22 protein-coding genes are annotated in these 23,985 nt (G+C 60.1%); 5 read left to right on the forward strand and 17 right to left on the reverse strand.

Annotated elements, in window-relative coordinates:
• Nucleotides 1–232: 232 nt before the first annotated feature.
• The 3 genes from ACVCMB_RS10710 (at nt 233) to ACVCMB_RS10720 (ending at nt 2,558) form a co-directional block, all read left to right on the forward strand.
• A complete protein-coding gene (locus ACVCMB_RS10710; protein ID WP_447106890.1) occupies nt 233–1,378 on the forward strand; it encodes a toll/interleukin-1 receptor domain-containing protein in 1,146 nt (381 codons plus the stop codon).
• On the forward strand, nt 1,363–1,962 hold the full coding sequence (locus ACVCMB_RS10715; RefSeq protein ID WP_447106891.1) for an SLOG domain-containing protein: 600 nt from the start codon (nt 1,363–1,365) through the stop codon (nt 1,960–1,962). The genes ACVCMB_RS10710 and ACVCMB_RS10715 overlap by 16 nt, the downstream gene beginning before the upstream one ends.
• A 92-nt stretch (nt 1,963–2,054) precedes the next feature.
• A complete protein-coding gene (locus tag ACVCMB_RS10720; RefSeq protein ID WP_447106892.1) occupies nt 2,055–2,558 on the forward strand; it encodes a TIR domain-containing protein in 504 nt (167 codons plus the stop codon).
• Nucleotides 2,559–2,745: 187 nt separating this feature from the next.
• On the opposite strand, the gene ACVCMB_RS10725 is transcribed toward ACVCMB_RS10720, so the two are convergent.
• The 6 genes from ACVCMB_RS10725 to ACVCMB_RS10750 all read right to left on the reverse strand — a co-directional run bounded on the left by ACVCMB_RS10725 (nt 2,746) and on the right by ACVCMB_RS10750 (nt 6,715).
• Nucleotides 2,746–3,435 (reverse strand): uracil-DNA glycosylase, encoded by a 690-nt coding sequence (locus ACVCMB_RS10725; RefSeq protein ID WP_447106893.1) that lies wholly within the window; start codon nt 3,433–3,435, stop codon nt 2,746–2,748.
• Nucleotides 3,432–4,538: a hypothetical protein gene (locus ACVCMB_RS10730; RefSeq protein WP_447106894.1), complete on the reverse strand. Its 1,107-nt coding sequence runs from the start codon at nt 4,536–4,538 to the stop codon at nt 3,432–3,434. The genes ACVCMB_RS10725 and ACVCMB_RS10730 overlap by 4 nt, the downstream gene beginning before the upstream one ends.
• 25 nt (nt 4,539–4,563) lie before the next feature.
• Nucleotides 4,564–5,187, reverse strand: a complete 624-nt coding sequence (locus tag ACVCMB_RS10735; RefSeq protein WP_447106895.1) for an Nmad2 family putative nucleotide modification protein — start codon at nt 5,185–5,187, stop codon at nt 4,564–4,566.
• The gene (locus tag ACVCMB_RS10740; RefSeq protein WP_447106896.1) at nt 5,184–5,657 is read right to left on the reverse strand and encodes a TIR domain-containing protein; all 474 of its coding nucleotides are present in this window, start codon (nt 5,655–5,657) and stop codon (nt 5,184–5,186) included. Before ACVCMB_RS10740 ends, ACVCMB_RS10735 begins: the two co-directional genes overlap by 4 nt.
• A 161-nt stretch (nt 5,658–5,818) precedes the next feature.
• Nucleotides 5,819–6,187, reverse strand: a complete 369-nt coding sequence (locus tag ACVCMB_RS10745) for a hypothetical protein (RefSeq protein WP_447106897.1) — start codon at nt 6,185–6,187, stop codon at nt 5,819–5,821.
• Nucleotides 6,188–6,715, reverse strand: coding sequence for an OB-fold protein (locus ACVCMB_RS10750; RefSeq protein ID WP_447106898.1), 528 nt, complete (start codon nt 6,713–6,715; stop codon nt 6,188–6,190).
• A gap of 183 nt (nt 6,716–6,898) precedes the next feature.
• Here ACVCMB_RS10750 and ACVCMB_RS10755 point away from each other — a divergent pair, with 183 nt between their 5' ends.
• The gene (locus ACVCMB_RS10755; protein WP_447106899.1) at nt 6,899–7,123 is read left to right on the forward strand and encodes a helix-turn-helix domain-containing protein; all 225 of its coding nucleotides are present in this window, start codon (nt 6,899–6,901) and stop codon (nt 7,121–7,123) included.
• 6 nt (nt 7,124–7,129) lie between these two features.
• Here the strand turns inward: ACVCMB_RS10755 and ACVCMB_RS10760 are convergent, their stop codons facing one another.
• The 7 genes from ACVCMB_RS10760 to ACVCMB_RS10790 form a co-directional block, all read right to left on the reverse strand.
• On the reverse strand, nt 7,130–8,161 hold the full coding sequence (locus ACVCMB_RS10760) for a site-specific integrase (protein ID WP_447106900.1): 1,032 nt from the start codon (nt 8,159–8,161) through the stop codon (nt 7,130–7,132).
• Nucleotides 8,158–9,318 (reverse strand): hypothetical protein, encoded by a 1,161-nt coding sequence (locus tag ACVCMB_RS10765; protein ID WP_447106901.1) that lies wholly within the window; start codon nt 9,316–9,318, stop codon nt 8,158–8,160. The genes ACVCMB_RS10760 and ACVCMB_RS10765 overlap by 4 nt, the downstream gene beginning before the upstream one ends.
• 164 nt (nt 9,319–9,482) lie before the next feature.
• Nucleotides 9,483–10,373 carry a hypothetical protein gene (locus ACVCMB_RS10770; RefSeq protein ID WP_447106902.1) on the reverse strand — a complete coding sequence of 297 codons (891 nt, stop codon included), beginning with the start codon at nt 10,371–10,373 and terminating at the stop codon, nt 9,483–9,485.
• A gap of 87 nt (nt 10,374–10,460) precedes the next feature.
• Nucleotides 10,461–10,667: a helix-turn-helix transcriptional regulator gene (locus tag ACVCMB_RS10775; protein ID WP_447106903.1), complete on the reverse strand. Its 207-nt coding sequence runs from the start codon at nt 10,665–10,667 to the stop codon at nt 10,461–10,463.
• Between the two features lie 222 nt (nt 10,668–10,889).
• On the reverse strand, nt 10,890–11,192 hold the full coding sequence (locus ACVCMB_RS10780; RefSeq protein ID WP_447106904.1) for a helix-turn-helix transcriptional regulator: 303 nt from the start codon (nt 11,190–11,192) through the stop codon (nt 10,890–10,892).
• 145 nt (nt 11,193–11,337) lie between these two features.
• Complete coding sequence (locus ACVCMB_RS10785) at nt 11,338–12,666, reverse strand: tyrosine-type recombinase/integrase (protein ID WP_447106905.1); 1,329 nt, start codon at nt 12,664–12,666, stop codon at nt 11,338–11,340.
• 231 nt (nt 12,667–12,897) lie between these two features.
• Nucleotides 12,898–14,193 (reverse strand): NAD(P)/FAD-dependent oxidoreductase, encoded by a 1,296-nt coding sequence (locus ACVCMB_RS10790; protein WP_447097882.1) that lies wholly within the window; start codon nt 14,191–14,193, stop codon nt 12,898–12,900.
• Between the two features lie 85 nt (nt 14,194–14,278).
• On the opposite strand from ACVCMB_RS10790, the gene ACVCMB_RS10795 reads away from it, so the two are divergent.
• Complete coding sequence (locus ACVCMB_RS10795) at nt 14,279–16,258, forward strand: UvrD-helicase domain-containing protein (protein WP_447106906.1); 1,980 nt, start codon at nt 14,279–14,281, stop codon at nt 16,256–16,258.
• 58 nt (nt 16,259–16,316) lie between these two features.
• Here ACVCMB_RS10795 and ACVCMB_RS10800 read toward each other — a convergent pair whose 3' ends face one another.
• From ACVCMB_RS10800 to ACVCMB_RS10815, 4 genes are all read right to left on the reverse strand, one after another.
• Nucleotides 16,317–17,546: an ISL3 family transposase gene (locus ACVCMB_RS10800; protein ID WP_447106907.1), complete on the reverse strand. Its 1,230-nt coding sequence runs from the start codon at nt 17,544–17,546 to the stop codon at nt 16,317–16,319.
• Nucleotides 17,547–17,674: 128 nt separating this feature from the next.
• Nucleotides 17,675–20,587 carry a TonB-dependent receptor domain-containing protein gene (locus ACVCMB_RS10805; RefSeq protein ID WP_447106908.1) on the reverse strand — a complete coding sequence of 971 codons (2,913 nt, stop codon included), beginning with the start codon at nt 20,585–20,587 and terminating at the stop codon, nt 17,675–17,677.
• 118 nt (nt 20,588–20,705) lie between these two features.
• Nucleotides 20,706–22,736: an alpha/beta hydrolase family protein gene (locus tag ACVCMB_RS10810; RefSeq protein ID WP_395120446.1), complete on the reverse strand. Its 2,031-nt coding sequence runs from the start codon at nt 22,734–22,736 to the stop codon at nt 20,706–20,708.
• A 163-nt stretch (nt 22,737–22,899) separates the two neighbouring features.
• Nucleotides 22,900–23,931, reverse strand: coding sequence for a hypothetical protein (locus ACVCMB_RS10815; RefSeq protein ID WP_395120448.1), 1,032 nt, complete (start codon nt 23,929–23,931; stop codon nt 22,900–22,902).
• Between the last annotated feature and the right edge of the window lie 54 nt (nt 23,932–23,985).

Raw genomic sequence — 23,985 nt, forward strand, 5'->3', positions numbered from 1 at the left:
ACCCCCAATATTTTCGATGGGAGGAAGAAACTGAGGCCGGTTAACAGGTAGAGGCAGTACAGCATTCTGCCAGCCCACCCTGACCGAACCTACACCTGCACACGCCACCAAGCCCAATCATCAGAACCAATCGTCCATGATCTCTTTGGCCTGTTATAGATATCTGGACCCTGCGATGATGAACTTCCCACGCCGTTCTAAAGCGTCGTGCACGTAGCCAAGCGGAGGAATGATGGCGCTTTACGAGGTAGCAGTGTTGGGGGTGCCAACTCCAGCTCAGTTGCAGACTCTCAATCAGGGGATCAGTGACGCGGCAGCAGCTTTTCGACTGGACCTCGTCAACGACATTCGCATCTATGTGCAACCTGCACAATTTCACCCTGCGCAACGCACTGCCGCTGTGGCGGTCTACTATGGCGATCCCACGGGAGGCACCCAATCGCTCAAAGGAGTTGTAGATCTTGGCAACGTGAGCGTGATCCCCGTAGCGAGCACGGAAATGCAGGTCTCACACGAAATCCCTGCAGAATTGCGGTGCTTGAACTGTTGCCTGGTCGACCGAGACGGTCTGGAGCGGGTGACATCGACGGTTCTCGAATGCCTAGGCCTTCTTCGCCGACAACGGAGAGTGTTCCTAAGCTATCGGCGCACGGAAGCACGGGCAGCTGCGCTGCAGCTGTTTGACCTGTTATCGGCTCGTGGTTATGACGTGTTCCTTGACACTCACAGCGTCGCGCGAGGTGTCGACTTTCAAGAAGCGCTCTGGCACCGACTATGCGATGTCGATGTCATGGTTATGCTAGAAACCGCCACCTATTTTCAGAGTCGGTGGACCTCGGAAGAATTCGGCCAAGCATTGGCGAAAAACATCGGGGTACTGCGCGTGCAGTGGCCAGACGCCACTCCATCGCCGGACACAGAAACCTGCAGCCGCGTCGAGATAGTGCCTGAAGAGCTCAACAACGCGACCGGTGAGCTCGCCGACCAAGCACTCGATCGAATCGCCGCTCAATTGGAACAGTTCCGAAGCCTAAGCGTGGCTGTGCGTCGGCTGAGCGCCATGTCGCAGTTGGTGTCCGCCGTGGCAAGCGTCAAAGGCCAGGTGCTCGGCATCGGGCCACAATTTGCGGCGCATGTTCGCCTTCCCGGTGGGGAGGACGTGACCGTCAGCCCCGTGATTGGTGTGCCGGATTCCCAGACTCTGCACGACGCGCTGGAGCGCTCCAACGGCCAGCGTTCCGCCGTGCTATACGATCACGTAGGAGTGATGCCCCGCTGGAACAATCATTTGCGATGGCTTGCGACCAACATTCCGCGTACCGGCTGGATCCGAACAAGTGAAGCTGCTCAGGATCTCCAGACATGGGCTGGCGTATGAAACAGATATTTTTGAGTGCCAGTGTTCCTGAGCGGGGCAAGGGTCAATTCGATGAGACATCGAATCCATTCCTGATCCAGTTCGCCGTACGCGAACTGATCACTCTTTGCTTGGGCCGGCGACGTGTGATCTGGGGCGGACATCCGTCGATAACTCCGATGGTACATGCCGTCTGCCAGGACTTCGGTATGAGCTTTGATGCCCCAGTCCTGCTGTACCAGTCAACGTACTTTGCCGACCAGTTTCCTGCCTCAAATCAGTTCTTCGACCCGATCCTAGTCGAAGCATGCAGCAGCCGGGCTGAGAGCTTGACTTCTTTGAGGTTTCACATGCTCAACCAGCCGTTAGATGCTGCGGTTTTCATCGGCGGCATGGATGGAATCTTTGAGGAGTATGAGCTGTTCCGGAAACTGCATGGCCCAGACGCAACTGTGCTGGCTCTGAGGGCACCAGGCGGAGCGGCTCGGGACCTGGCCTCAAGACTTCTTCCAGAAGACGTGGACGACCGCATTGATTTCGCACGTCTGCTCCAAGAGGGCTTGCAGATTGATCCCGCCGAGCCACGCGAACTTATGGAGCAGTGACTGGCCGATATGCCATAGCAACTCGATAAATTTACACGACCGCACGCTCCCTAGCGCGCAAGAGATTTGTGGACTCAGCACGGAACGAACATATGGCCAGAAGGTGCTTCTACAGCTTTCACTTCAAGCCCGATTGCTGGCGCGCTGCAACAGTACGCAACATCAAGGCCATTGAGAGTAACGAGCCGACGTCAGACAACGACTGGGAAGCAATTGCCAGCGGGTCAGACAAAGATGCCAAGATCACTCATTGGATTGCGAAGCAGATGGCCGGCAGAACATGTACGGTTGTACTGGTAGGTAGCAACACCGCCAACCGCAAGTGGATCAATCACGAGATCGTGGAGTCCTGGAACGCTGGAATGGGTGTCGTCGGCATACGCATCCATGGGCTAAAGAACCATCAGCAGCAAACGTCGCTTATCGGCGCAAATCCTTTCGACTACATCACGCTTAAGCGCACTGGCTTGCCATTGTCCAAGGTTGCCAAATGCTACGACCCGGCCGGCCTGACCAGTCAAGATCGCTACGACTGGATCTCGAAACATCTCGCGAACGCAGTCGAGGAAGCGATCACCATCCGCAAAAATTATTAGTACGCCGCCCGATGGGGGGAGGCCGTGGAGCGACCAGCCGTCCAATGTTCGTCAAAGATTGGCCTATGCGATCGTTCTGCCCGCCCTGCCTTTGCAGGCTGTCGGTTGACGAACCCGTTTCAAGGCCTCATGCCCTGATCCCGTAATGGAGCAGCGCCAACGTTGGCGCATCAAGAGCAGACATGGATTACGCGACGTCGCGAGCGACCAGTTCGGGAAATAATGCAAGCGATGCCGCACACTCGGGTAGCTGATACAACTCGGCAACTTGCTTCTCAAATTGGCGCTGCCCGCCATAGCTTGGATGCCTGACCAATGTCACTGAACACTGGTTCGTGACGCGTGTCGCTGCAGCAAATGCATCATTTCCCACAGCCACCACACGACGCGGCCGCAGAAGCGCGATCAGCATACTAAGAATCTCTTCGCCGGCCTGCCGTTCCCGTGCATTGTGCTGGCGATTGGTAAACGGAAACCCGGCCTCGTGAGGGTGGAGCGGAAAGACGTTCCACAGGAAAACAGGGGCTGCGATCTGATCGAGCATTCTCCAGATAACTGAAGCAGTACGCTCTACGACTGCCTCGCCCACAGTCTGGCGCTCAGCGCGGACGTCCCAACGCTGCGCGTGATGTGCCACGCGAATGTCGTCAGTGAGTGCCAGTCCCGTACGTCGGCCACCGCGATAGCCTAGATCGCGGCCGACCCATATGGCGTCGACCGTCGACTGCGTTGCTTTCTCGACCAAGGCCGACAGTGCCTTTGCACGACGCTGGGGGGCATCCTGGCGGTCGTGTACCTCGCAGCGATCCGAGTACGGATTAAAGGTGTTCTCAAAATGCAGCGATGCCACTGTTTTGACGAACGGATGGATGCTCATGATTCGTTCTCCAGCGGTTCATACCGCAATGTGCGGGTGACGCGATCGCCAATGACCCATCCACCTTGAGCATCGCGGACTTGGCGGAACACCGCAAAGCCTTGGAGGATAGAACTTTCCCATAGCTTCAGCGGGCATTGATCGACTTCGTAGCCGGCAACAAATTCTTGGACGGTCTTGAGGATGCTCAAGGATACTCGGCTCTTTCCCTCGTAGAAGTTCAGGGCCTTAGCGCGCGCGAACAACCACGCCGTCACGCCCTCTTCTACAACAGTCGCTCGACCGCCGTCCTGCTCTTCGTCGATCTTGGGATTGCTCTTGCGCTTGTGCTTGATCAGCGCCCGCACGACTGGAGACCAATGGAGGATGGCAGCATTCGCCAGGTGAAATACATCATGGAAACGATATCCGTCCGAGTCGGCAATGTTATCAGTCAGTGGATCTCCTATGAACACGCCATTCCACTGCAAATAGCTCTTGCCGCTGGCCCGCTGATCGATCCGGATGCGAAAGTCGGCTGGTAGTCTTTCGTCTTTGCCGAACTCGGCATCAAAGTCGATGAGATCTTCAGGACTTGGATCTAAGAATGCACCACGCGCCTTACGCAAATTTGCTTGCACCACTTGAGCGAACGTCAAGCCGGACGCATGAAGCGCGTCCAGATACTGACATGCAAATTTCACCAGGGCGTCGGCCGTGGGTGTGCCCTGGAGCAAGTCGGCGGCGGCCTGCCCAAGCGTGACAAGCGCAGCATCCAACTCGGGAGAACTCTTCGGGACTGCAACAGAAGCCACGGGCCCTGCCGCCACATCGCTGGCTGCGAAAGCCAGGGTGTAGCGGCCATCGCTGGTGGCACGTTCGAAAACAGACGCAAGTTCAACGTCACAACGCCGACAGAGAGCTGCCAAGTACCACAATGTGTCGCCGAATTCCTCTTCCGCCGCCGACCGGTATTCCGGGAACAGAGCGCCCTCACGAACATTTTTTTTCGCGGCGGACATAATGCCGCCTACTTCGCCGAAGAGGCCGTGCTGCACGGAGCGCAGGTCGGTCTCATCGAGGATGTCGGTCGGCGCAATCTCGGTGGCGTATTGCGACAGCAAGATTGTGCCCCTGAGAGGAGTCGGCTTAATCACGAAGTGAAATCCATTCAAAAGGAGGACTCTGGTAACCCTGTGCTCCTAGCGACATCAGCCATGTTTCAACACGTGCAATGAACGCCGGGTCATCAAAAGCGTAATAGCCGATTCCCGCCTTACTGAGCGGCCGTCCATCAGCTGCTCTCAGCTCAGTAGGGATCTTCGGTCCGGCGCCCCCGAAGTAAACGAACGTGTTACTCACCAACACGCGGTTAACCCCCGTGTCCCGCTGTACATGATCGGCACGGCGGCTACCATCGACGTTGGAGTGAAAGGAATCGCGCTGAAGCCATTGCCGATTCGCGGCATCGCGGTAGTAGATGCTGTCGCCACAGCTCTGTTTTCGACTCCCATGGCGATAAGGCTTTTTTGCCTGGAAGCGGGGATCCGCATCATACGCCTCGAAAGTCATGATTTCGCCCACGCGCATTGCGTAGACTAAGTACCCACCCCGTTGCACCTGCTGGCTATCGCTACCTGTGCCGACGAGCCAGTCTCCTACCTGCGCCGTGCGACGTATGTATGGCTTGCAGGTTGCTAGCGTGCACCAGCCATAGAACGGATTCGGCGCGAAGCCGCTGTCGTAGCGTACGACATACGAGTACAGCCTCATCCGCCGCACGGATGGCGCTTGAGGGGTACTGCCGCACAGGCGCTGCCGTCGGGCATCTGCCAACCATCCTTGCCATTGATAGCGTCGACAATGGCCTCACCGTTCCATCCAACGACGGCGTCGGCGTATTCCTCAAGGGCCGTCGGTAGATCGCAGTCTTTATCCCCTTGCTGCCAGACTCCTACGATGCGCTTGCCTTGCTTGGCCGCGTACTCGATTTCCCAGTTGACCCAATCGCTGTTTTTCGTCAGCGGCGAGACGTAACAAATGAACGTTCCGGCCCACTGGATCAGCGGCGCGAGGATTCCGGATTTGATGTAGTCCGGATCCTTGGCATCGTTGAATTTGCCAGTATGCACCGACGAGTCGCGAACCGTCATGCCCTTGGACGCGAGCAGATCCTTCAGCTTCTGCAGGCCCGCATCGTCTTCGTGGACGTGACTGATGAACACATTTTTCAAACCGGCCATATCCCCCTCCCAAGCCGTTCCGGCGGGACATTGGCACGCCCCGTCCGAGCTACGATAGAAGAGTTTTCAATTGTGCTCAACTGCCACGTCTAGCCGGCGCCGACAGCTGCCAGGGCCTCATCGCCGGTTTGCGGGGAATCGCCCTAATCAATCGCGGCCCACTACCTTGTTTGAGCTGGTGTACCGCCGGTAACGAACTTACGAAGTTTGTTGTCTGGCCCAAAGTTCAAGCCGAGCGTCTCCGTCTCGCCTCTACCATGGCCAACGAAGTTGCCATGAGCGACTATATGGACATATACCAGCACTTTGCTTCCATCGCTGCTTTGGGTAATTTGCGTCGGCTTTCCGAACCACGCTTCCGCATCAGCAACCGTCGTCTGCCCAATTTTCAACCGACTTTCCGCCGAAGTATCGAATTTCGTCCCAGACTCAACGGTCGCGCATCCAGCGACAAGAAAGAACGTTGCTGCAATTGTTGCAAATCGTCTCGAATTCATAACGTTTCTCCCAAAAGTTTCGATATAGCGCATTCAGTTATCAACAAACGGAGATTGGGATTGCTTTTCCAACCCAGCCACCACTGTGCTGCAGTCATCCGCATAAACGTACTTGTCATTACCGGAGATCAAAATACCTGACTTGCCTGGATCTACCGTGCAAGCAGCAATGTCTAACCCGCCAGTAGGTAACGACGAATATGCAATCTCCCAATAGTGAGCGGCTGACAGAAGGATATATTCGCTTCCTGGATCATCCGGCTCACCTGACCCTGCCGTAAATTTAACTACGCCACCGGGCTTCGACTCGACGCCAAACTCATCGCCACGCAAAAGCGTCGCATCAAAAGCCCTACCTCCAACAAAGAAGCGTTTTCCAGAATATTTAGAAATCGCTGCATTCTTATCTTTGGCATAGGCGTCAAAGAGCTTCGACGCGGATATCTCCGTCAACGATGCATCTGCTTGCTTGCGTGCCCTCATCGCCTTCTGCCACTCAAAGTCATCGTACTTCTTCCACCCATATCGACCAGAAAACACGACGATGACCAAGGTGAGCATCAAGAATGCCCAGCGTCCCATCCTCCGCGTATCTGGCTTCGCTTGTTGCCTGTTCTGCCGAGCTTGATCTCTTGCCACGTTCCTTCCTCCCCTGCTCAACTGGCCCAAGATTACCAATATATTATGAAGACCGGCTAGCGCCTTCCCTCCTACGGTCACTCCCTCACCGGGAGAGTTGGGTTAGTGGAGCCAGAGGTCGCATTCGGTTTGGTTTTGCGCGCACTGCGCAAACGGGCAGGCATGTCGCAGGAACAGCTCGCACTGAACGCAGACCTCCAGCGCAACTACATATCCCTGCTGGAGCGCGGCCTGAACTCGGCGAGCATCAAGACCCTTTTCAAGCTTGCCTCGGTCTTGCAGGCCAGCCCATCCCAGATGCTCGAACAAGCCGAGCAGCTCATGGAGTGATCCTGACTACAGGAGCGCTCCCGCTGCGTTCCCGATGAAGATGTCGGCATCACGGATGTAGCGCTGGAGCATGGCATCCGAGCGATGTCCGGTCTGCTGCCGAATCTTCCATGAACTGATCCCAGCCTTCGCGGCCGAAGTCACCAACCCGGCCCGCAGGCTGTGTCCTGTAAGCCGTTCGCACGACAGCCCCACGCGAGCGGCGCACTTTCGAAGTACCAGATTGACGCTTTGGTCGGTCAATGCCTGGCTACCGATCTGCCCGCCCTTGCCGACAGACCGGAAGACCGGCCCGGTTTTCACTTCGGCCCCATCCAACCATGCGCGCAACGCCTTGACCGGGCATGCGCGGGTACGGCCATACGGGATGCCCACCTTTCTCCCCACACCTTCCTGATCTGTCTTGCTCCGGCGCAACGTCACCAACAATCCGTCCGGAACAAATGCCACGTCCGTGACATCGAGGCCAACCAGTTCACTGCGACGGAAGCCGCCCGCGAACCCCACTAGCAACAAGGCCCTATCACGCATTCCCATCAGGGAATCCGGCAAGGCATCCACCACGGCCAGCAGGTCTTCGCGGAGTAGCGGCGCGGCTTGTCGCTGGGGCTGACCATGTAACCGACGAATCCCCCGCAGCGTGGCTCGAACATGCTCGTCCTTGGTAGGGTCGTCATACCCCTGAGCTACATGGGCCTTGCCTATCGCCACTAGACGACGCTGCAATGTGACCGGGCTTAGCTCCTCGGCCAAGGCCGCCAGATAGCGAGCCACCTGTACTGATGTGGCAGGGATCGAGCCGCCCCGCGACAGAAAGGCCAGCACATCCGCACGATAGGCCCGCTTGCTCGCCTCCGACAAGGACGCCTGAAGATATCGCACCTCGGGCTTCGACAGCGGCTCTGCAATTGATTGCACAGGTGCTGGGGAGCCAGTCGTGCAATTGATTGCATGGACTCCCGCCGTCATCGGAGCTCCCTGAATAAGTAGCGAGAATGAAGGGTTATCGGTAGTAAAAGTGGAGTGCCGCATGTTCATGCCGACTCCCCAGACAACTTCGTTTCGACCAGGTAAGTCTTCCATGCCGCTCGCCGAGCTTTGTTCAACATCGGCAGTCGATTCTTGAGCATCATGCGCAAAGCCGCACAGGCTGCATCGTCCGTCATGCCGAACTGCGCCAACTCTGCGCGCTCGGCGTCGATGCGCACCTTGGGCGCGTAGTCTTCGATGCGATCCAGCAAGCCCGACTCGACTTGGAACAGCAGTAATCCGAGGGCCTTGAACGCATCGGCCGCCCCCGCTCGGCTCAGCACGCCCCGAAACTCGACGTCTCGATGCAGGAATAACCGTAGTGCCCGCAACCCCGCACGGGTATACATGCAGAAGGATGGTGCAATCAGGCCACCGATGCAGGGCGAACCTTGCACTTCCTCCTCATGGTCAATCACCGGACAACGATCAGCCGCCTGCCGCAGGAGGTGAGCAAAGAGCAGCGCAACATTCAGTGACTCCGTACCCTTGCCCCGGAGAACAGCAAAAGCAACCAATGGATGCGGCTTCAACGCCTCGACAACTCGCAACACCGCTTCCGGATCAGCCCTAGTGAGCGTTCGATAGCCCCCGCCTGTTCGCAAAGTGACCCCAGCCAACAACTCCAGAGCCACCACTCGCTGCCAGATTGGAATATCGTTATCCAAAGCGAGCGACTCCCATCGCGCAGGTTGCTCCAATAGCTTGGCGCGAAGGTCGATGGCTTCGGGGGCGCACCCGATCCAGCTAATCAGGTCACAGGCTGTCCGGTCTTTCAGGCCAACTGCAAGCATCTGCACGTTAGCCACATAGAGCCGCAGATCGCCGAGGGACTCTCGCACCTTCCGCTTGCCAGCCACCGCCATCACAGTGGCAACGGCCTCGACATCGCCCATGCCAACATCTTCCAGCGCGATCACGCGAAGCCGCCGCCATGCGTACTCGGCATCAACTGCATGAAGCGCGATGGCGACATCCGTCACCTCGGCATGCAATCCACGCCGAATACATTTCTGCAACGCGCTGGCGAGCAGCCATCGGTCTGGATACAGCAATTTATGAGGAACAAGACGGTGGTCGCGCGGAACCGACTTCACCAGTCCCTGTATCAGCTCACCGTCTAGAGCGCGAAGTAATGTCGCGAGTGTCGATGCGATGCGTGCCATTTACTAACCCCAGTGTGGAGGGTTAATCGTGGCACTGAGACACCTTATGTAAAGAGGAAAAGCATCATTTTAAATAATTTTTCAATTATTTATGCGCAACGAAAAGCAAGCCAAACTACGCTGCTGCACACGATTGCTCGTTTACCACATCTGGCTACATGCCCTCAGAGTAGTTCCATCATCCAGTCCAAGCTCTCTGGAAATTTCTTCCAAATCTGTTCGGGCTTCCACCAATCCGGCTGAAGCTCATTTAGCGCCTTTTTCAACTCCTTTCTTTGCTTGAGAGGAAAGGATAGATAGGCTGCCTGTGGACTACATCCCAACGCAGTAAGGCGGCTCCTGAACTCGTTGGCGAGAGGGTTGGTACTTTTTGCCAGCATCACTCGATCTACTACAAACAGTGTTCCGAAGGGCGAGGGCTGCGCGTCTATCTCGGCCAACGGGAACCCCTTTGCGCCTTGAAGTATCGCCTCGACACGCAATGTCTCTGTCGCATAATCACCCCCGTACTTTTGCTCCTTCGACTTGTCATACACGGTGAAGCGTCGATTACTTTTTTTCGATCCTATATACATCGTTCCTACCGACTCGAAGGCGGCGCTCGCAGTCCTCAGTGAGCTATCTAGATACATATACTCATCAAACGGCACTCCGCGAATGTCGATGTTGATCTCCATATAGCTCATCCATCCACTTCTTAACATGGTCATAAAACCATCTTCAAGAAGAATGGACATGTGGCCCTTCAAGGCAGCTAGATCGGCTCCAGAAAGCTTTGAAGGATTGAACTGTAACCATATTCCTTGTTTTGCTTTCTGTTTCTTCCCAGTCTGTCCGTACATAGCATCCACATACCCACCCTCTGGTAACTTCTGATGCAGACGTGATAAGGAACTCTCAGCGTGAACCTTTGTAAGACTTCCCTTCACACCAAAATCGCCATTCAAACTGCACCCGATCCACCCGTGCAGTTGACCGTACTCGTCTTTGCCATGCGGTGAACCCGTGTAGTAATACTTCATCTTGATCTTATCTAACCCGATGATGATGTCCATCTGACTATCAAGTTGCGGTGTATTTATAGGGAGCTACGGAGCGGCACCATCATGGAACATGCACTACCAACAAACCGAAAGAATTCACTACCGCCTGCCCGCAGCGATAAATGTATCCAGCTCGCTAATTTCGTAGCGAATTCTGTGACCGATCCTCATGTATTTCGGCCCCTTCCCTTTTGCACGCCAGTCCTCCAGTGTCCGAACAGACACACCGAGATATTCAGCAGCCACCTTTGTGGTCACGCGAACGGGGGCCGACGACAACAACTTTTCATACTGATGGGTAAGCATGGTGATATTCCTTTGGCTACATTGCATGGATTGAAGGCAAAGCATGCCCATCGGCTCGCACATAAGCGGGAGTCGTTCGACTTAATTTCAATAGAAAAACCTAATGCGCTCCATTAAGTGGAGCACATGAATATCCGATGTCCTACAGGAAGACGCGTGACTCGCAGCTCAGATCAGCCTGCAATTGCCAGCGAGCCACAAACAGCACATCTGTTTTAGCTGTCATCCCTCCAGACGCGCCCTGATCGTTTGCGTATTCCAATACGGACGCCCCTGCTTGCCCGCGGGCCGATTAGGCCAGTCGTATCCATCCGGCTTCGGAAATTCACCGGTCTTGATGCGCTGATAAATCGTAGTATGCGAGCAACTGAAAATTGCCATCAGATTGGCCATCCGCAACCTCCCTGGTTGATCCAGCGAAATCACGGGAGCCTTTGCCCTGACAGCACGACCCCGCTTTTTACTGTCACGCGAATCATCCACTACAAGTGCAGCCACTCCATTGGCTTTGAACAAATTGGACATTTTCGGCACTCCAAACAAAAAAAGCCCGCAATGAGGTGAGTGCCGATGTTCAGGCTCACTCCATTGCGGGCTTGGTTATAAGCAGCGACTTACCGCTGCTGTCATTTACAGGTTGGCACCGCCTTGTATGGTTGTCAAGCGAAACCTACGCCTTCTTTTTGATCGGAACTACATTGGTTTTTTCTGACATGATTATATCGGCCCAAAACTCCATCAATTTTATTCTTTCCGGCCAATATTTCGCGTGATTATATGAAGCCTCTGTCCTGTCCCTTCGCCAGTGGGCGAGCTGCATTTCCACTACGTGAGGCAGGAAGCCATGCTCATTCAGGGCAGTAGACGCCGTCGCTCTGAACCCGTGGCCTGACAGCTTTCCGCCGTAATCCATCCGGTAGAGCACTTGATTGATCGTGTTTGGATTCATCGGGCGATCTGGATCGCTCCGACTGGGAAACAGATACCGCGAGCCACCGGTCAACTTACGAAGCTCTGCAATCAATTGCAGCGCCGCAGCGGACAAAGGTACCGCATGATCCCTGCGCTTCTTCGTCTTGTGGGCCGGAATAAGCCAATGTGGCCCGTACTTCGCGTTCGCTCCCGTCAAATCAAACTCCTTCCATTCGGCATTGCGGAGTTCGTTGGTACGAACGAAAGTCAGGGCCAATAACTTGATAGCGATCTTCACTTGCTCGTTCGCACCCACCTTCGCCAGAGCATTCCAGAATGTCGGAAGCTCTTCGGGTTCAAGGTACTTGTTGTGCTGAACTTCCGGCCTGCTGACCACATCTCCGAGCGCCCAAGTGGGATCATAGCCCTTGTCGATCATGCCCTTCGAAGCAGCGTAGGCGAAAATGGATCGCGCCATCTGGCGGATATGGATAGCCGTTGTGAACGCACCGCGCGCACGTACTCGTGCCTTCTTCTGGTGCGGCATCTTCAATTTTTTGCGGCCTGCAACAGCGTCCATGATCGAGCTGAGTTCGGCTGCACTCACATCCCCGACTTTCATTGCCCCCACCTTCGGGAAGGCGTCGCGCTCCAAGATGCGCTTCATCTTGGTGACATAGCCAGCCGAGGTGTGGCTGGGATTGTCGGGGTTTTCCTTGTGTGCCAGCCACGCCCGTGAAACGGCCTCGAAGGTGTTCCCCCCATCGAAGATCACCTTCTGCAGTTCGGCCTTTTTGTGCTTCCCGGGGTTGATACCTTGCTCAACCTGCTTGCGGGCAAGCTCATGAGCGTCACGAGCTTCCGCCAGCGAAACCTCTGGGTAGCTGCCAATCGTGAAGGTGCCTTCCTTGCCGAGCAGCCGGTACTTGTAGCGCCAACTTTTCGCGTCGATGGCCGAGAGCCACAGGTACAACCCTCCGCCATCCGCAATCTTCAACCCTTGAATATCGGTGGTCACACCACGCTCTTTGACCAGCTTTTTGAACGTGATTTTCTTGATGTAGGTGTCGGTCAGTTGGCGCTTCATCTTGAGCAACCCAGTGTTTTTACCTACCCCCAATTCTACCCCCATGAGTGCCGGATTTGGGGGTATGCAGCTATATGTGTCCTTACATGGTCACCTAGAAGAACCCTTGTAAATAAGCCACTTCCTTACGCTGACTTACGCGAACTTATTCCAATAATAGAAATAGAGCTTGGCCATGGGGCGTCGGCGCGGCGATCGGTCAGCGGAAACGCGTCATTGTAGGCTGCGCACTCACTCCGCGCGCGCCTGCGCGAGCCGATGGCGATGGCCGCGCCACCACTGACGCGGATGGCGCAGCACCATGATCGCGTAGACCAGCTTGAACAGGCGCAGCCGCCGCAGCACGCGCGGCGGGTCGTAGAGGTCGCCGGCCAGCATCGAGATCACGCCCTGCTCCAGCTGCCAGCCATTGCGCGGCGCAGCGAACATGCGCCGCATCACCGGCTCGTTGAAGCGGTGGATGAAGAACGCGAAGCGCGCCATGCCCATGCGCAGGCGCTTCTCCAGCGCCCGCTGCAGCGCCGCCTCGCGCTCCGGTTCGCGCAGCGCGCCGTCGATCACGTCCACCGCACGCTCGGCCGCGTCCATCGCCAGAAACACGCCGGAGGAAAACACCGGGTCGAGGAAGGCGAACGCGTCGCCGACCAGGATCCAGCCGGGGCCGGCCATCTCGCGCGAGTCGTAGGAATAGTTGCCGGCCACACGCACCTCGTCGATCAGCTCGGCACCCTGCAGGCGTTCCCACAGCGCCGCGTTCTGCCGCAGCGTGTCGAGCAGGAAGGCGCGCGTGTCGCCGTGCCGCTGCTTGAGGTAATCGGGCCAGCACACCGCGCCCACGCTCATGCTGTCGTCGGGCAACGGGATCATCCACATCCAGCCGTGCTCGAAGCGGTAGATGCTGACGTTGCCCGCGTCTTCGCCACTGCGGCGCGCGGCATGGCGGAATCGGCTGAACAGCGCCGCGCTCTGGTGCTGGCGATTCCTGCGCTTGAGCTTGTGCTTCGTCGAGAGGAAGGCATCGCGGCCGCTGGCGTCGACCAGGTAACGCGCCTCGATCGCATGCTCCGCGCCGTCGTCGGCATGCACCTCGATCCGCGTCTGGCGCGGGCCGCGCTGCTCGACTGCCACCACCTGCTGCCCTTCGCGCACGTCGGCGCCGCATTCGCGCGCGTGCTCGCAGAGCATCTGGTCGAAATCCTGCCGCCACACCTGGTAGCTGTGCGGCGGGCTGTCGCCGAGTGCGCGACCGAACGAGAACACATTGTAGCCGCGCTCGTTGTCCGCCTCGAAGTCCGCGCCGGCCTTGAACACGCCCATCGCGTGCACCTTGTCCAGCACGCCGAGCCGCTCGAACACCGGCAGATTCATCGGCAGCAGCGATTCGCCGATGTGGAAGCGCGGGTGGCGCGCCTTTTCCAGCACGATCACCCGGTAGCCGCGACGCGCCAGCAGCGCCGCTGCGGTGCTGCCGCCGGGGCCGGCACCGATCACCGCCACGTCGCATTGCTCGACTTGCTGGGCTGTCATGCAGCTCCCCATCGGTGGGTTCACTCGATTATGCCCCACGGCCGCTCTGTTACCATCGGGCGCTGTCCCACCCTCGCAACGATCAATGCTCAACCCACAACAACTGGCCGCCGTCGAACATTGCGAGGGGCCACTGCTGGTGCTGGCCGGCGCCGGCTCCGGCAAGACCAGCGTGATCACGCAGAAGATCGCGTATCTGATCCAGCGCCGCAGACTCGACCCGTCGAAAATCGCCGCGATCACCTTCACCAACAAGGCCGCGCGCGAGATGCGCGAGCGCGTGGCCAAGCTGGTGTCGAGCGAGGATGCGGCCGCGCTCACGGTGAGCACATTCCACGCGCTGGGGCTGAAGTTCCTGCAGATCGAGCACGCGCGCGCCGGGTTGCGCCGCGGTTTCTCGGTGCTGGACGCGGACGACAGCGGCGGCATCGTCAAGGAGCTGGCGCCCAAAGGCGCCAAGCCCGACGTGCTGTTCGGCCTGCGCAACCTGCTCAGCCGCGCGAAGAACGGCGGGCTGTCGCCGCAGGAAGCGCTGGCCGCCGCGCGCAGCCCGCGCGAGCTGGAGGCGGCGACCATCTACGAGCTGTACCAGGCGCGCCTGGCCGCGTTCAACGCGGTGGATTTCGACGACCTGATCCGGCTGCCGCTGCGCATCCTGGAATCGGATGGCGAATGCCGCGACGCCTGGCGCGAGCGCCTGCGCTACCTGCTGGTGGACGAGTACCAGGACACCAACGATGCGCAGTACCGCATGCTGAAGGCGCTCACCGGCGAGCGCGGCGGAATCACCTGCGTGGGCGACGACGACCAGTCGATCTACGCCTGGCGCGGCGCCAACCCGGAGAACATCGACCAGCTCGGCCGCGACTGGCCGAACCTGCGCGTGATCAAGCTGGAACAGAACTACCGCTGTGGCAAGCGCATCCTGCGCGCAGCCAACGCGCTGATCGCGCACAACCCGCACAGCCACGAAAAGAGGCTGTGGAGCGAGCATCCGGAAGGCGCACCGATCCGCGTGCTGGAATGCAAGGAGGCCGAGCACGAGGCCGAGCGCGTCGCCGCGATCGCCACCACGCTGGCGGAGAAGCACAAGGCACGCTGGGACGACATGGCGATCCTGTACCGCGGCAACTTCCAGGCGCGCCCGCTGGAGAAGGCGCTGCGGCTGGCGCGCATCCCCTACCACCTCACCGGCGCGCTGTCCTTCCTCGACCGCGCCGAGGTGAAGGACATCCTGTGCTACCTGCGCCTGCTGACCAACCCCAGCGACGACGCCGCCTTCCTGCGCGTGGTGAACGTGCCCAAACGCGAGATCGGCTCCACCACGCTGGAGAAGCTCGGCCAGATCGCGCAATCGCGCCACTGCTCGCTGCTCGATGCCACCCGCAGCGACGGCGTGCTGCGCCAGCTCACGCCGCGACCGGCCGCCGCGCTGGCGGGCTTTTCCGACCTGCTCGATGAACTGCGCAGCGCCTCGTTGCACGAAAGCGCCGCCGACCTGGTCGAACGCATCCTCAAGCGCACCGGCTACGCCGCCCAGATTGCCGCCGGCACGCCCGACGCCAGCGTGCGCGAACGCAAGCTGGGCAACCTGAAGGAACTCGCCGACTGGTTCCGCGCGATGCAGAAAGGCAACAGCGCCGGCGACCTTGCCGCCCAACTGGCCCTGCTCAGCCACGCCGACCGCGACGAGCCGGGCAACGCGGTGCGCATGATGACGCTGCACGCCGCCAAGGGCCTGGAGTTCCGCTTCGTCTTCATCGTCGGCTGCGAAGACGGCACGCTGCCGCACGAGGGCGCGCTGGACGAAGGCCGCATCGACGAGGAACGCCGCCTGATGTACGTCGGCATCACCCGCGCCAAGGAACTGCTCACCCTGTCCTGGTCCGCGCAGACCAGGCGCTACGGCGAGATCCACCGCAACCAGCCCAGTCGTTTCCTGCATGAGCTGCCGCAAACCGACCTGCACTGGCAGGGCAAGGACCCCGAAGCGGACAAGGAAGTGACCCGCGAAACCGCGGAGTCGCACATGGCCAAGATCCAGGCGATGCTGGCCGGCGGGTAGTTCGCCAACCGCCGCGACGGCGCACCGGCATCACTACAAAAAAAGGGTCCTTCCGGCTTTAGCGTGGGTAAACATCGAGGCCGCCGCAGAAGAAGTAGGCGGCGGTCTTGAAGTGTTCGGGGTTGCGGTAACCGCAGGCCCGGCGCTTGATGGCCATGAGCTTGCTGTTGATGCCTTCGGCGACGGCGTTGGTGATGCGTAGGCGACAGTAGGTGACTATGTTGTCCAGACGCCGCTTGAGCATGTGGGCAACTTGCCGGATGGGCTCCAGGCGGCTGTGCGTGGCCCAGTGGAACCAGTGTTTGAAGTAACGGCGTGCCCATGCCTCACGCCGGTAGGACCACAGGTGGCGCAAGGCCTCCTTGATCGCCCAGGCACGAGCCACCTTGAGGTTCTGCCCCATCAGGTCACGCAGTTGATGCCGTCGCTGCTGGGGCAGGTTTTCCCGGCTGTAGAGCCACAGGTATTTGGTTCGCGCCAAGGTGTTGTCCCCGGTCGCGCGCAGGGCCCGATGCTCTGCCTTGCGTACCGCATCCACGGCTTGCCCCATGTGCTGCATGATGTGGAAGCGATCGAAGACGATCTTGTCGGTGGCCGCGGGGACATGCGACACGGTGGCCTGGAAATAGGGATCCCACATGTCCATGGCCACCGCCTGGATGTGCTCACACTGCTCCGGCGTCAGGGTCTCGTAGAACTCTGCCAGCGATCCACGCGTGCGCTCATCTGCCATGTACTCGATGGTGGAACGATCCACGTCACTGACAATGGTCGTGTACGAATGGCCTTTGCGGAACGCCTTTTCATCCACGCCGATCCGACGCAGCGACAGCGGCCCCTTGCGCGACTGACCACGGCGCACCGCTCGCTCCATGACGCCGAACACCTCGTCCCAGGACAGATGCAGCAGCCGGCAGGCGCCACTGACCGTGGCGCACTGCTGCAGCACGTCGATGATCCAGCGCTCCATCAGCAACGTGAAGCGAGAGCGTGGCTCGGCCCAAGGCACCGCGACCTGCACCACGCCGTGATCCGGGCAGCGAACACGAGGCACCCGTGCCTTGAGGATCGTCTGCAGCTGGCAGGTATCCAAGTGGCGCCAAGCGCGCGCCGGCGCATGGTCATGGACCGGCAGTTCCTGGTCGCACTTGGGGCAACGCCAGCGACATCCCTCCGGATGATCCACCTCTACCTCAACCCGATTCCCTGGTAGATCCAGATGAACATCCGCTACTCGCCAGGGTGCTGATAGACCAAGGATCTGCCGGTATAGCTCTACATCGCGCATTGGACGGGCTCCGCTCACCGCTCCCGCCCATCCTCCTATCCCCAGCTACCCACGGGAATCCCGGAAGGACCAAAAAAAGAGGCGACCCGAAGGTCGCCTCTTTTCGTCCTGCACCAACGCCTTTGCGATCAGAACTTGTAGTTCAGGCGCGCAAAGAACGTACGGCCGTACCAGTCGTACTGCGAGGCATACAGCGGCGCATTGCCCACCGTGGTACCCGCGCTCGGCGAGATCAGATCCGGCTCGGTATCGAACACGTTGCGGATACCGACCAGCACACCCCAATGACCGCGCTCATAACCGACCGACACGTTGTGGATGAGCTGCCAGCTTGCCTCGATGTCCCGAGCCGCGCCCTTGTACCCCAGGTAGGTATAGATGTTGCTGAGGTCCTTGTTGCGGGTGGTGCTGACGTACTGGCCGTTCCACGTATAGGTCCAGTCGCCCCGCTCCAGGCTGATGACGCTGCGAGCCACCGTCTTCGGACGCCCGATGTAACCCACCTGCTCCGACGAGCTCAGGCCGCTGGCCGCAGCCGAGTCGAACAGCTGGTAGATGTCGGACATCGTGTAGGTGATCTGCCCTTCCGCCGTCAGCTTGCCGAATGAGAAGTCGTTGCTGTAGTTCATCTGCAGGTCGTAACCGCGGGTCCGTTCGCGGTTGATGTTGACGTAGACGCTGTAGATCTCGGTGATCCGGTTCGGATCGGCAGCTGCGTTCGGCGGGTTGCGCACGAGCTGGTTGCAGAACGAGTTGGGATACACGGTGGAGCCGTAGCAGCCGAGTACGATGTCGCCGGCGTCGAGCTGCGAGATCTCGCCCTGAACGTTGTAATCGAAATAGTCCAGCGCCACGTTCAGGTTGGCGAAGGTCGGCTGCCAGACGAAACCGGCCGACTTCGCGCGCGAGGTTTCCGGCTTCAGGAAGCCCGCACCGCCACCCGAATAGATCGTCGCGGAAGCACCGCCGCCGGGATAGTTGGCCGGGATGCCCGCCGCGGCACAATTGGCACGGAGGCGATCGTTGCTGCTGTCACCCCACAGAATGCAGGGATCGATGCCGAGCTGGCCCAGGAACCCGGTCTGGTTGCCGAGGTAGAGCTCGTAGAGGCCCGGGGCGCGATACGACGTGCCCAGCGTGCCGCGCAGACGGAAGGTCGGGGTAACCTGCCAGTTCAGGCCGGTCTTCCACACGTTGTCGGTGCCCGGGATGCTGCCGTACTTGAACGCGCGACCCGAAAAGTTGGCCGACAGCGACTCGACTGCCGGCAGGCCCTTCAGCAACGGCACGTCGATTTCCGAGAACGCCTCGGTGACGTGATCCTGTCCGCGCGTGACCTGCGCCGAGCTGGAGCCCCACAGCCAGCCGTTCTTGGAGGCCTCGGAAGGCTGGTCGTCGATCGAGTAATGGCGATACTCGAGGCCGAACGCCGCACCCACGTCGCCCGCCGGCAGGGTGAACAGGTTGCCGGTGGCCAGCGCCTTGGCGGTCGCCTGGGTATACAGGGTGTTGCCCTTGATGTTCATGCCGACGGCGTTGACGAGCTGGCTCATCTTGTCGCCGTTCAGGATGCCCGGATCGAAGTAATCGACCAGCGGCGTGTCGAGCTCGTTGGCCGCGTCGCCCAGGTCACCGCTCTTGCGCGCATCGATCGCGAGCTGGCTGTAATCGCCGCTGGAGCGGCTGTAGCCGGCATCGACTTCCCACGACCAGCTGTCGGTGGAGGCGAACAGGCCTTCCAGCTTGGTGGTGCCGTAGAAATAATCCACGGTCTCCTTGCCATTCGAGGGGAACGGCATGATGGGCTCGTAGTAATCGTCGTCCGTCGGGTTGTAGACGATCGGGAAGAACTGGCGGTAGCCGTGCGTCTTGGTTTCACGACGGTTTGCCAGCCACTGGGTGCTCCAGTTCACCTCGCCGAAGCTGAAATTCGTGGCCGCATAGACACTGGCGCGCTGACGCTGGTTGATGGCGTACGCATCACCCACGAACGGGAAGTTGAGCTGATCCTCGTAGTACGCCTGCGGCGAGTTGCCGTAGCTCTTGGACGGGTTCGGCCGTGGGTGGTAACCGGGGAACGGCCCGACGGTGCTGCCGTCCACGGACGGCACGTAGCGAATGCCGGGATTGAAGTAGTTGATGATGCTGTTGGCGTACAGGTTGTTGCAACCGCCGAGGCTGGTGCCTCCGATGACGGAGTGATCCTCGCGGTCGATGCGCTGGCCGTCGGTACCCCAGACACGATCCTGGCTGCACTTGAGGAAGTCGCGGTCACCCAGCTCGATCGCGTTGAGCCGGTCGAGCTGTGCCGCCAGCACGACGCTGCCCTTGTCGAAGTTCCAGCCGGTGCCGAACGACAAGGTGTACTGCTCGCCGCCGCCATGCTGAGGCATGCTGGCGGCGAAAGTCATTTCGGGACGATCCATGCGCTTCTTGGTGATCAGGTTGACGACGCCGGAAACGGCATCGGAACCGTACAGCGACGAAGAACCGTCCTTGACCACTTCGATGTTCGACAGGATGACCTGCGGAATCACGTTGAGGTCGAAGCCCGCGCCGGTCTGGCCGCGCGTGCCGGCCGGACCCGGGCGCTGACCGTCGAGCAGGACGAGGGTGCGGTTGGCGCCCAGACCACGCAGGTTGACGGTCTGGATGCCGGTGCCGCCTTCGACGATGTAGCCGCCGAACTGGCCATTGATCTGCGTGGAGCCCGCGGCAGCGGTGGTCGTCTGCAGGAAGTCGGCGGTGTCGAACTGACCACTGGCGATGTTGTTCTGGACGTCGATCACCTGCACTGGCGAGGTGGTCTGGTATTCCGGCCGCTTCAGCAGGGTGCCCGTGACGGTAACCGTCTCCAGCTCCTTGGCTTTCTTGTTCTGGTCCTGCTGCTTGGTCGTGTCAGCCTGCTGGCTGGTCGACTGGCTGGCACTGTCGGTTGCCGGCGCCTGGTCCTGTGCGAACACAGGCGTGACTTGCAACGCTGCAACGACCGCGATCGCCAGCGGCAAGCGTTGAAGCCCTCGTTGGACAAACTTGTTCATGAAATAGCACTCCCCTAAATCGACCAGTTGTTGTAACCGCATTATTTTGCGGTTAAGCGAATGTAGCCGGTGGGGGGAGACTGTGCAACCGCCTCAACCGGCAGGCAAAAACGTTCGGCTAGCCTGAAATCTGCCCGCAATTCTTGCCCAGGAAATCCAGGATCAAGTTGAGGGTCTGCCGTTGCTGGCTCGGATACCAGGGCATGCTGTGCGGCATGTTCGGAATCCAGTGGAACTGGGCCGGCACGCGGTTCTTGACGGCCTCGTAGAACGGATGGGCGTGGATCGCCGGCGGAGTCCGCACATCACGGTCGCCGTCGAACAGCATGATGGGCAGGTGCGCCTTGTCCGCATTCTCCATGGGGTCCATGCCCTTCACGGTCTGGCCCTGCAGGATGCGCTGCAGGCGGTTGTCGCTCCAGGACGTACCCAGCCGACCGAGATTTGCCACCGGCGCGCCGGCAATGGCGCATTGGTACGGCGACGGCGAACGCACGGTGGCGGCCACGGCCGCGAACCCGCCGTACGAGTACCCGAAGATCGCGATCTGGTTCTTGGCGGCAACACCCTGCGAGACGAGCCACGCAGCGCCGTCGTCGAGATCGTCGGACATCTTCAGGCCCCACTGCTTGTCGCCGGCCATCCAGAGCTCGCGACCGAGACCTTCCGAGCCGCGGTACTGCGGACGCAGCACGGCATAGCCGCGCGAGGTGAGCATCGGCACCCAGCCCGACGCGTCCCAACCCGTGTAATCCCGCGCCCATGGGCCGCCGTGCGGCATGATGATCGCCTTCGCCGGCGCATCGCCCTGCTTCCAGCCGGCAGGCAGGTCGAGGATCGCGGGAATCTCGCGCCCGTCGCGCGCCTTGTAGGTCACCCAGCTTTCCTCGCCGGTCATGTCGTTGCCGATCCACGGGCGCGTGCTGCCGAGGTTGGCCACCTGCTTCTTGTCCAGCAGCAGATGGTAGGCCGGCGGATTGCTGGCGCTCTGCGTGGTGAACAGCACCTTGGTCAGGTCGTCGGTGTAGCTGGCGATGTTCACCTGCTGGCCGGCAAAAGCCTGCTTGATCGAGTCCTGGATGGCTTTCAATTCCGGGTCGATGTAGACGGCCTGGCGATACGGCCCATCGACAACGAAGCCGACGATCTGGTTGAAGTTGCTCGCCCGCGTGCTGAAAAGCAGGCCCCCGATGGAATAGTTCTTGTCGGCAAGGGCCGGTTCCGGGTCGTACTTCTGCGTCGCCGGGTCATACATGCGTACCTGCAGCTTGTCGGAAAACTGGTCGGTCAGGATGTAGAACTTGCCGGTCGCGTCGTCGAGGCCGTCCACCGTCACGGTGTAACGCTGGGAGAGCTTGGTGGTCAGCGCAGGCTGCAACTCGAACTGGCCGGTCTTGGCATTGAGCAGCAGCACGCGCTGTTCGTAATCGCCGCCGACGGGCTCGATCTCGGATTTGGCCAGCACCTTGCCGGTGCGGGAGTCGAAGAGCGAGGGCCGGGCGCGGTTGCCGCCCTTGAACAGCAGTTCGCGCTCCTTGGTTTTCAGGTTGTAGAGGTAGTAGTTCGAGGTCCAGGTGACCTGGCTCAACTGGCTGATGATGACGCGGTCCGGATCCAGCGGCAGCATGTTCACCAGCGACGAGGTGCCGGCGATTTCCAGGCAGCGCTCGGTGCTCTTGCTGACGCCCAGCTTGCGGGTGTCATCGGCAAAGGCCTCGCCGAAATTCTTCTGGTCGATACCGGAAAGATAGGTCTTCACCACGAACGTCTTGGTCGCGCCGGTGGCCTTGCCCTCGCCGCAGCCACCGAGGTGGCCGGTCCATTCCTGCCGGGCGATCGCCAGCAGCTTGTCCGCCTTCATGGCGTAGGCGGCAATGAACTTCATGTGGTCGCCCGACGGGGTCACCACCTTGGGGCCGGCGGACAGCGCGTCCGTGTCCCACGTGGCCAGCGCCGTATCGTCCTTGTCGTTGGGCGAGGGAATCAGCCCGACCAGATGCTTGCCATCCGGACTCATCGATACCGATTGCAGTGCCGGCAAGCGGGCCAACGCCTCCACCGGAATCGGCTGGGCCGCGTGAGCCGACCCCAGACTCAATGCCGCTGCCAGCGCACCGCCAAGCAACGCCTGAAAAAACGTGTGTCGCATGTATTCAACTCCCCTGGAAATGACCGCCCCATACGGCCGTTGCGCCCGTGGGCGAATGGCTCTTGATCCTCGAAGATAGCAGGAACTTTGCGCTCGGCGAAGAAGCTGCGCGCACCGGCAGCGGACCGTCCGCCGTCCTGCTCAATTCATCCGTCGACCACCCTCACACCAACCCCCACGCTTCCAGTTCCAGTTTCAGGTAGGCGTAGTAGATCGGTGCGGCGATGACGCCCGGGAGGCCGAAGGCGGCTTCCATCAGCAGCATCGCCAACAGCAACTCCCAGGCACGGGCATGGATCTGGGTGCCGACGATGCGGGCGTTGAGGAAGTATTCGAGCTTGTGGATCAGGATCAGGAACGCCAGCGCGGCGATGCCCACGCCCAGCGACACCGACAGCCCGGCGATGGTGATGGCGGTGTTGGAAATGAGGTTGCCGATCACCGGCAGCAGGCCGACGATGAAGGTCGCCACCACCAGCGTCTTGGCCAGCGGCACGTGGACGCCGAGCAGCGGCAGCACGCCGAGCAGGAAGATCGCGGTGAACACGGTGTTGATCAGCGAGATCTTGATCTGCGCGAACACGATGTTGTGGAACCCCTGCGCCAGCCGCAGGCAGCGCAGGCTCAGTGCGGCCGCCAGCGGGCCGATCTGGTGCGCCGGCCGTGCGCGGCCGAGCGCCACGATCGCGCCCAGCACCAGGCCGATGAGGATGTGCACGAATACCCGCACCGCGCCCTTGCCGGCCAGTTGCAGGGCACCGGCATGCTTGCGCGCCAGCTCGATCGCGCCCACGCGCAGGTCGTCGACGCTGTCGGGCAGGTTGTTGACCAGGGCCGGCGGCAATTGCTGGCGCGCCTTTTCCACCAGCGGCATCAATTGTTGCTGCCAGAGCAGCTCGGGGTTGCCGAGCTCGTGCCGGAACAGGCTGATCGCGCCGAGGATCAGCAACAGCAGCAGGCCGACCACGATGGCGCCCAGCACGGCCACCACCACCAGCCGCGCGCGGTCGCCGGAAATGCGCCGGCCCAGCAGCGGCGCCATCGACTGCACCAGCTCGAACACCAGCAGGCCGGCGAGCAGGGCCGGCAGCAGGTGGAGGTCGATGATCAGCAGCAGGCCCACCGCTACCAGCAGGTAGCTGGCATAGCTGATGATGTGCGAGGGGCTGCGCGGGGCAGGAGGAGGGAAATCCATACGGGATGAAACCGGGGTGGCGAAGCGGGCAGTCTGTCAGAGCTTGTGAAGAAA

This window comes from Rhodanobacter sp. UC4443_H10, assembly GCF_052978325.1.

Excerpts from the sequence above, each read along its gene's own strand:
- ACVCMB_RS10710 (WP_447106890.1), top strand. The coding sequence starts at position 233 with ATGGCGCTTTACGAGGTAGCAGTGTTGGGGGTGCCAACTCCAGCTCAG.
- ACVCMB_RS10715 (WP_447106891.1), top strand. The coding sequence starts at position 1,363 with ATGGGCTGGCGTATGAAACAGATATTTTTGAGTGCCAGTGTTCCTGAG.
- ACVCMB_RS10720 (WP_447106892.1), top strand. The coding sequence starts at position 2,055 with ATGGCCAGAAGGTGCTTCTACAGCTTTCACTTCAAGCCCGATTGCTGG.
- ACVCMB_RS10725 (WP_447106893.1), bottom strand. The coding sequence starts at position 3,435 with ATGAGCATCCATCCGTTCGTCAAAACAGTGGCATCGCTGCATTTTGAG.
- ACVCMB_RS10735 (WP_447106895.1), bottom strand. The coding sequence starts at position 5,187 with ATGAGGCTGTACTCGTATGTCGTACGCTACGACAGCGGCTTCGCGCCG.
- ACVCMB_RS10740 (WP_447106896.1), bottom strand. The coding sequence starts at position 5,657 with ATGGCCGGTTTGAAAAATGTGTTCATCAGTCACGTCCACGAAGACGAT.
- ACVCMB_RS10745 (WP_447106897.1), bottom strand. The coding sequence starts at position 6,187 with ATGCGCTATATCGAAACTTTTGGGAGAAACGTTATGAATTCGAGACGA.
- ACVCMB_RS10750 (WP_447106898.1), bottom strand. The coding sequence starts at position 6,715 with ATGCTCACCTTGGTCATCGTCGTGTTTTCTGGTCGATATGGGTGGAAG.
- ACVCMB_RS10760 (WP_447106900.1), bottom strand. The coding sequence starts at position 8,161 with ATGAACATGCGGCACTCCACTTTTACTACCGATAACCCTTCATTCTCG.
- ACVCMB_RS10765 (WP_447106901.1), bottom strand. The coding sequence starts at position 9,318 with ATGGCACGCATCGCATCGACACTCGCGACATTACTTCGCGCTCTAGAC.
- ACVCMB_RS10770 (WP_447106902.1), bottom strand. The coding sequence starts at position 10,373 with ATGGACATCATCATCGGGTTAGATAAGATCAAGATGAAGTATTACTAC.
- ACVCMB_RS10775 (WP_447106903.1), bottom strand. The coding sequence starts at position 10,667 with ATGCTTACCCATCAGTATGAAAAGTTGTTGTCGTCGGCCCCCGTTCGC.
- ACVCMB_RS10780 (WP_447106904.1), bottom strand. The coding sequence starts at position 11,192 with ATGTCCAATTTGTTCAAAGCCAATGGAGTGGCTGCACTTGTAGTGGAT.
- ACVCMB_RS10785 (WP_447106905.1), bottom strand. The coding sequence starts at position 12,666 with ATGAAGCGCCAACTGACCGACACCTACATCAAGAAAATCACGTTCAAA.
- ACVCMB_RS10790 (WP_447097882.1), bottom strand. The coding sequence starts at position 14,193 with ATGACAGCCCAGCAAGTCGAGCAATGCGACGTGGCGGTGATCGGTGCC.
- ACVCMB_RS10795 (WP_447106906.1), top strand. The coding sequence starts at position 14,279 with ATGCTCAACCCACAACAACTGGCCGCCGTCGAACATTGCGAGGGGCCA.
- ACVCMB_RS10800 (WP_447106907.1), bottom strand. The coding sequence starts at position 17,546 with ATGCGCGATGTAGAGCTATACCGGCAGATCCTTGGTCTATCAGCACCC.
- ACVCMB_RS10805 (WP_447106908.1), bottom strand. The coding sequence starts at position 20,587 with ATGAACAAGTTTGTCCAACGAGGGCTTCAACGCTTGCCGCTGGCGATC.
- ACVCMB_RS10810 (WP_395120446.1), bottom strand. The coding sequence starts at position 22,736 with ATGCGACACACGTTTTTTCAGGCGTTGCTTGGCGGTGCGCTGGCAGCG.
- ACVCMB_RS10815 (WP_395120448.1), bottom strand. The coding sequence starts at position 23,931 with ATGGATTTCCCTCCTCCTGCCCCGCGCAGCCCCTCGCACATCATCAGC.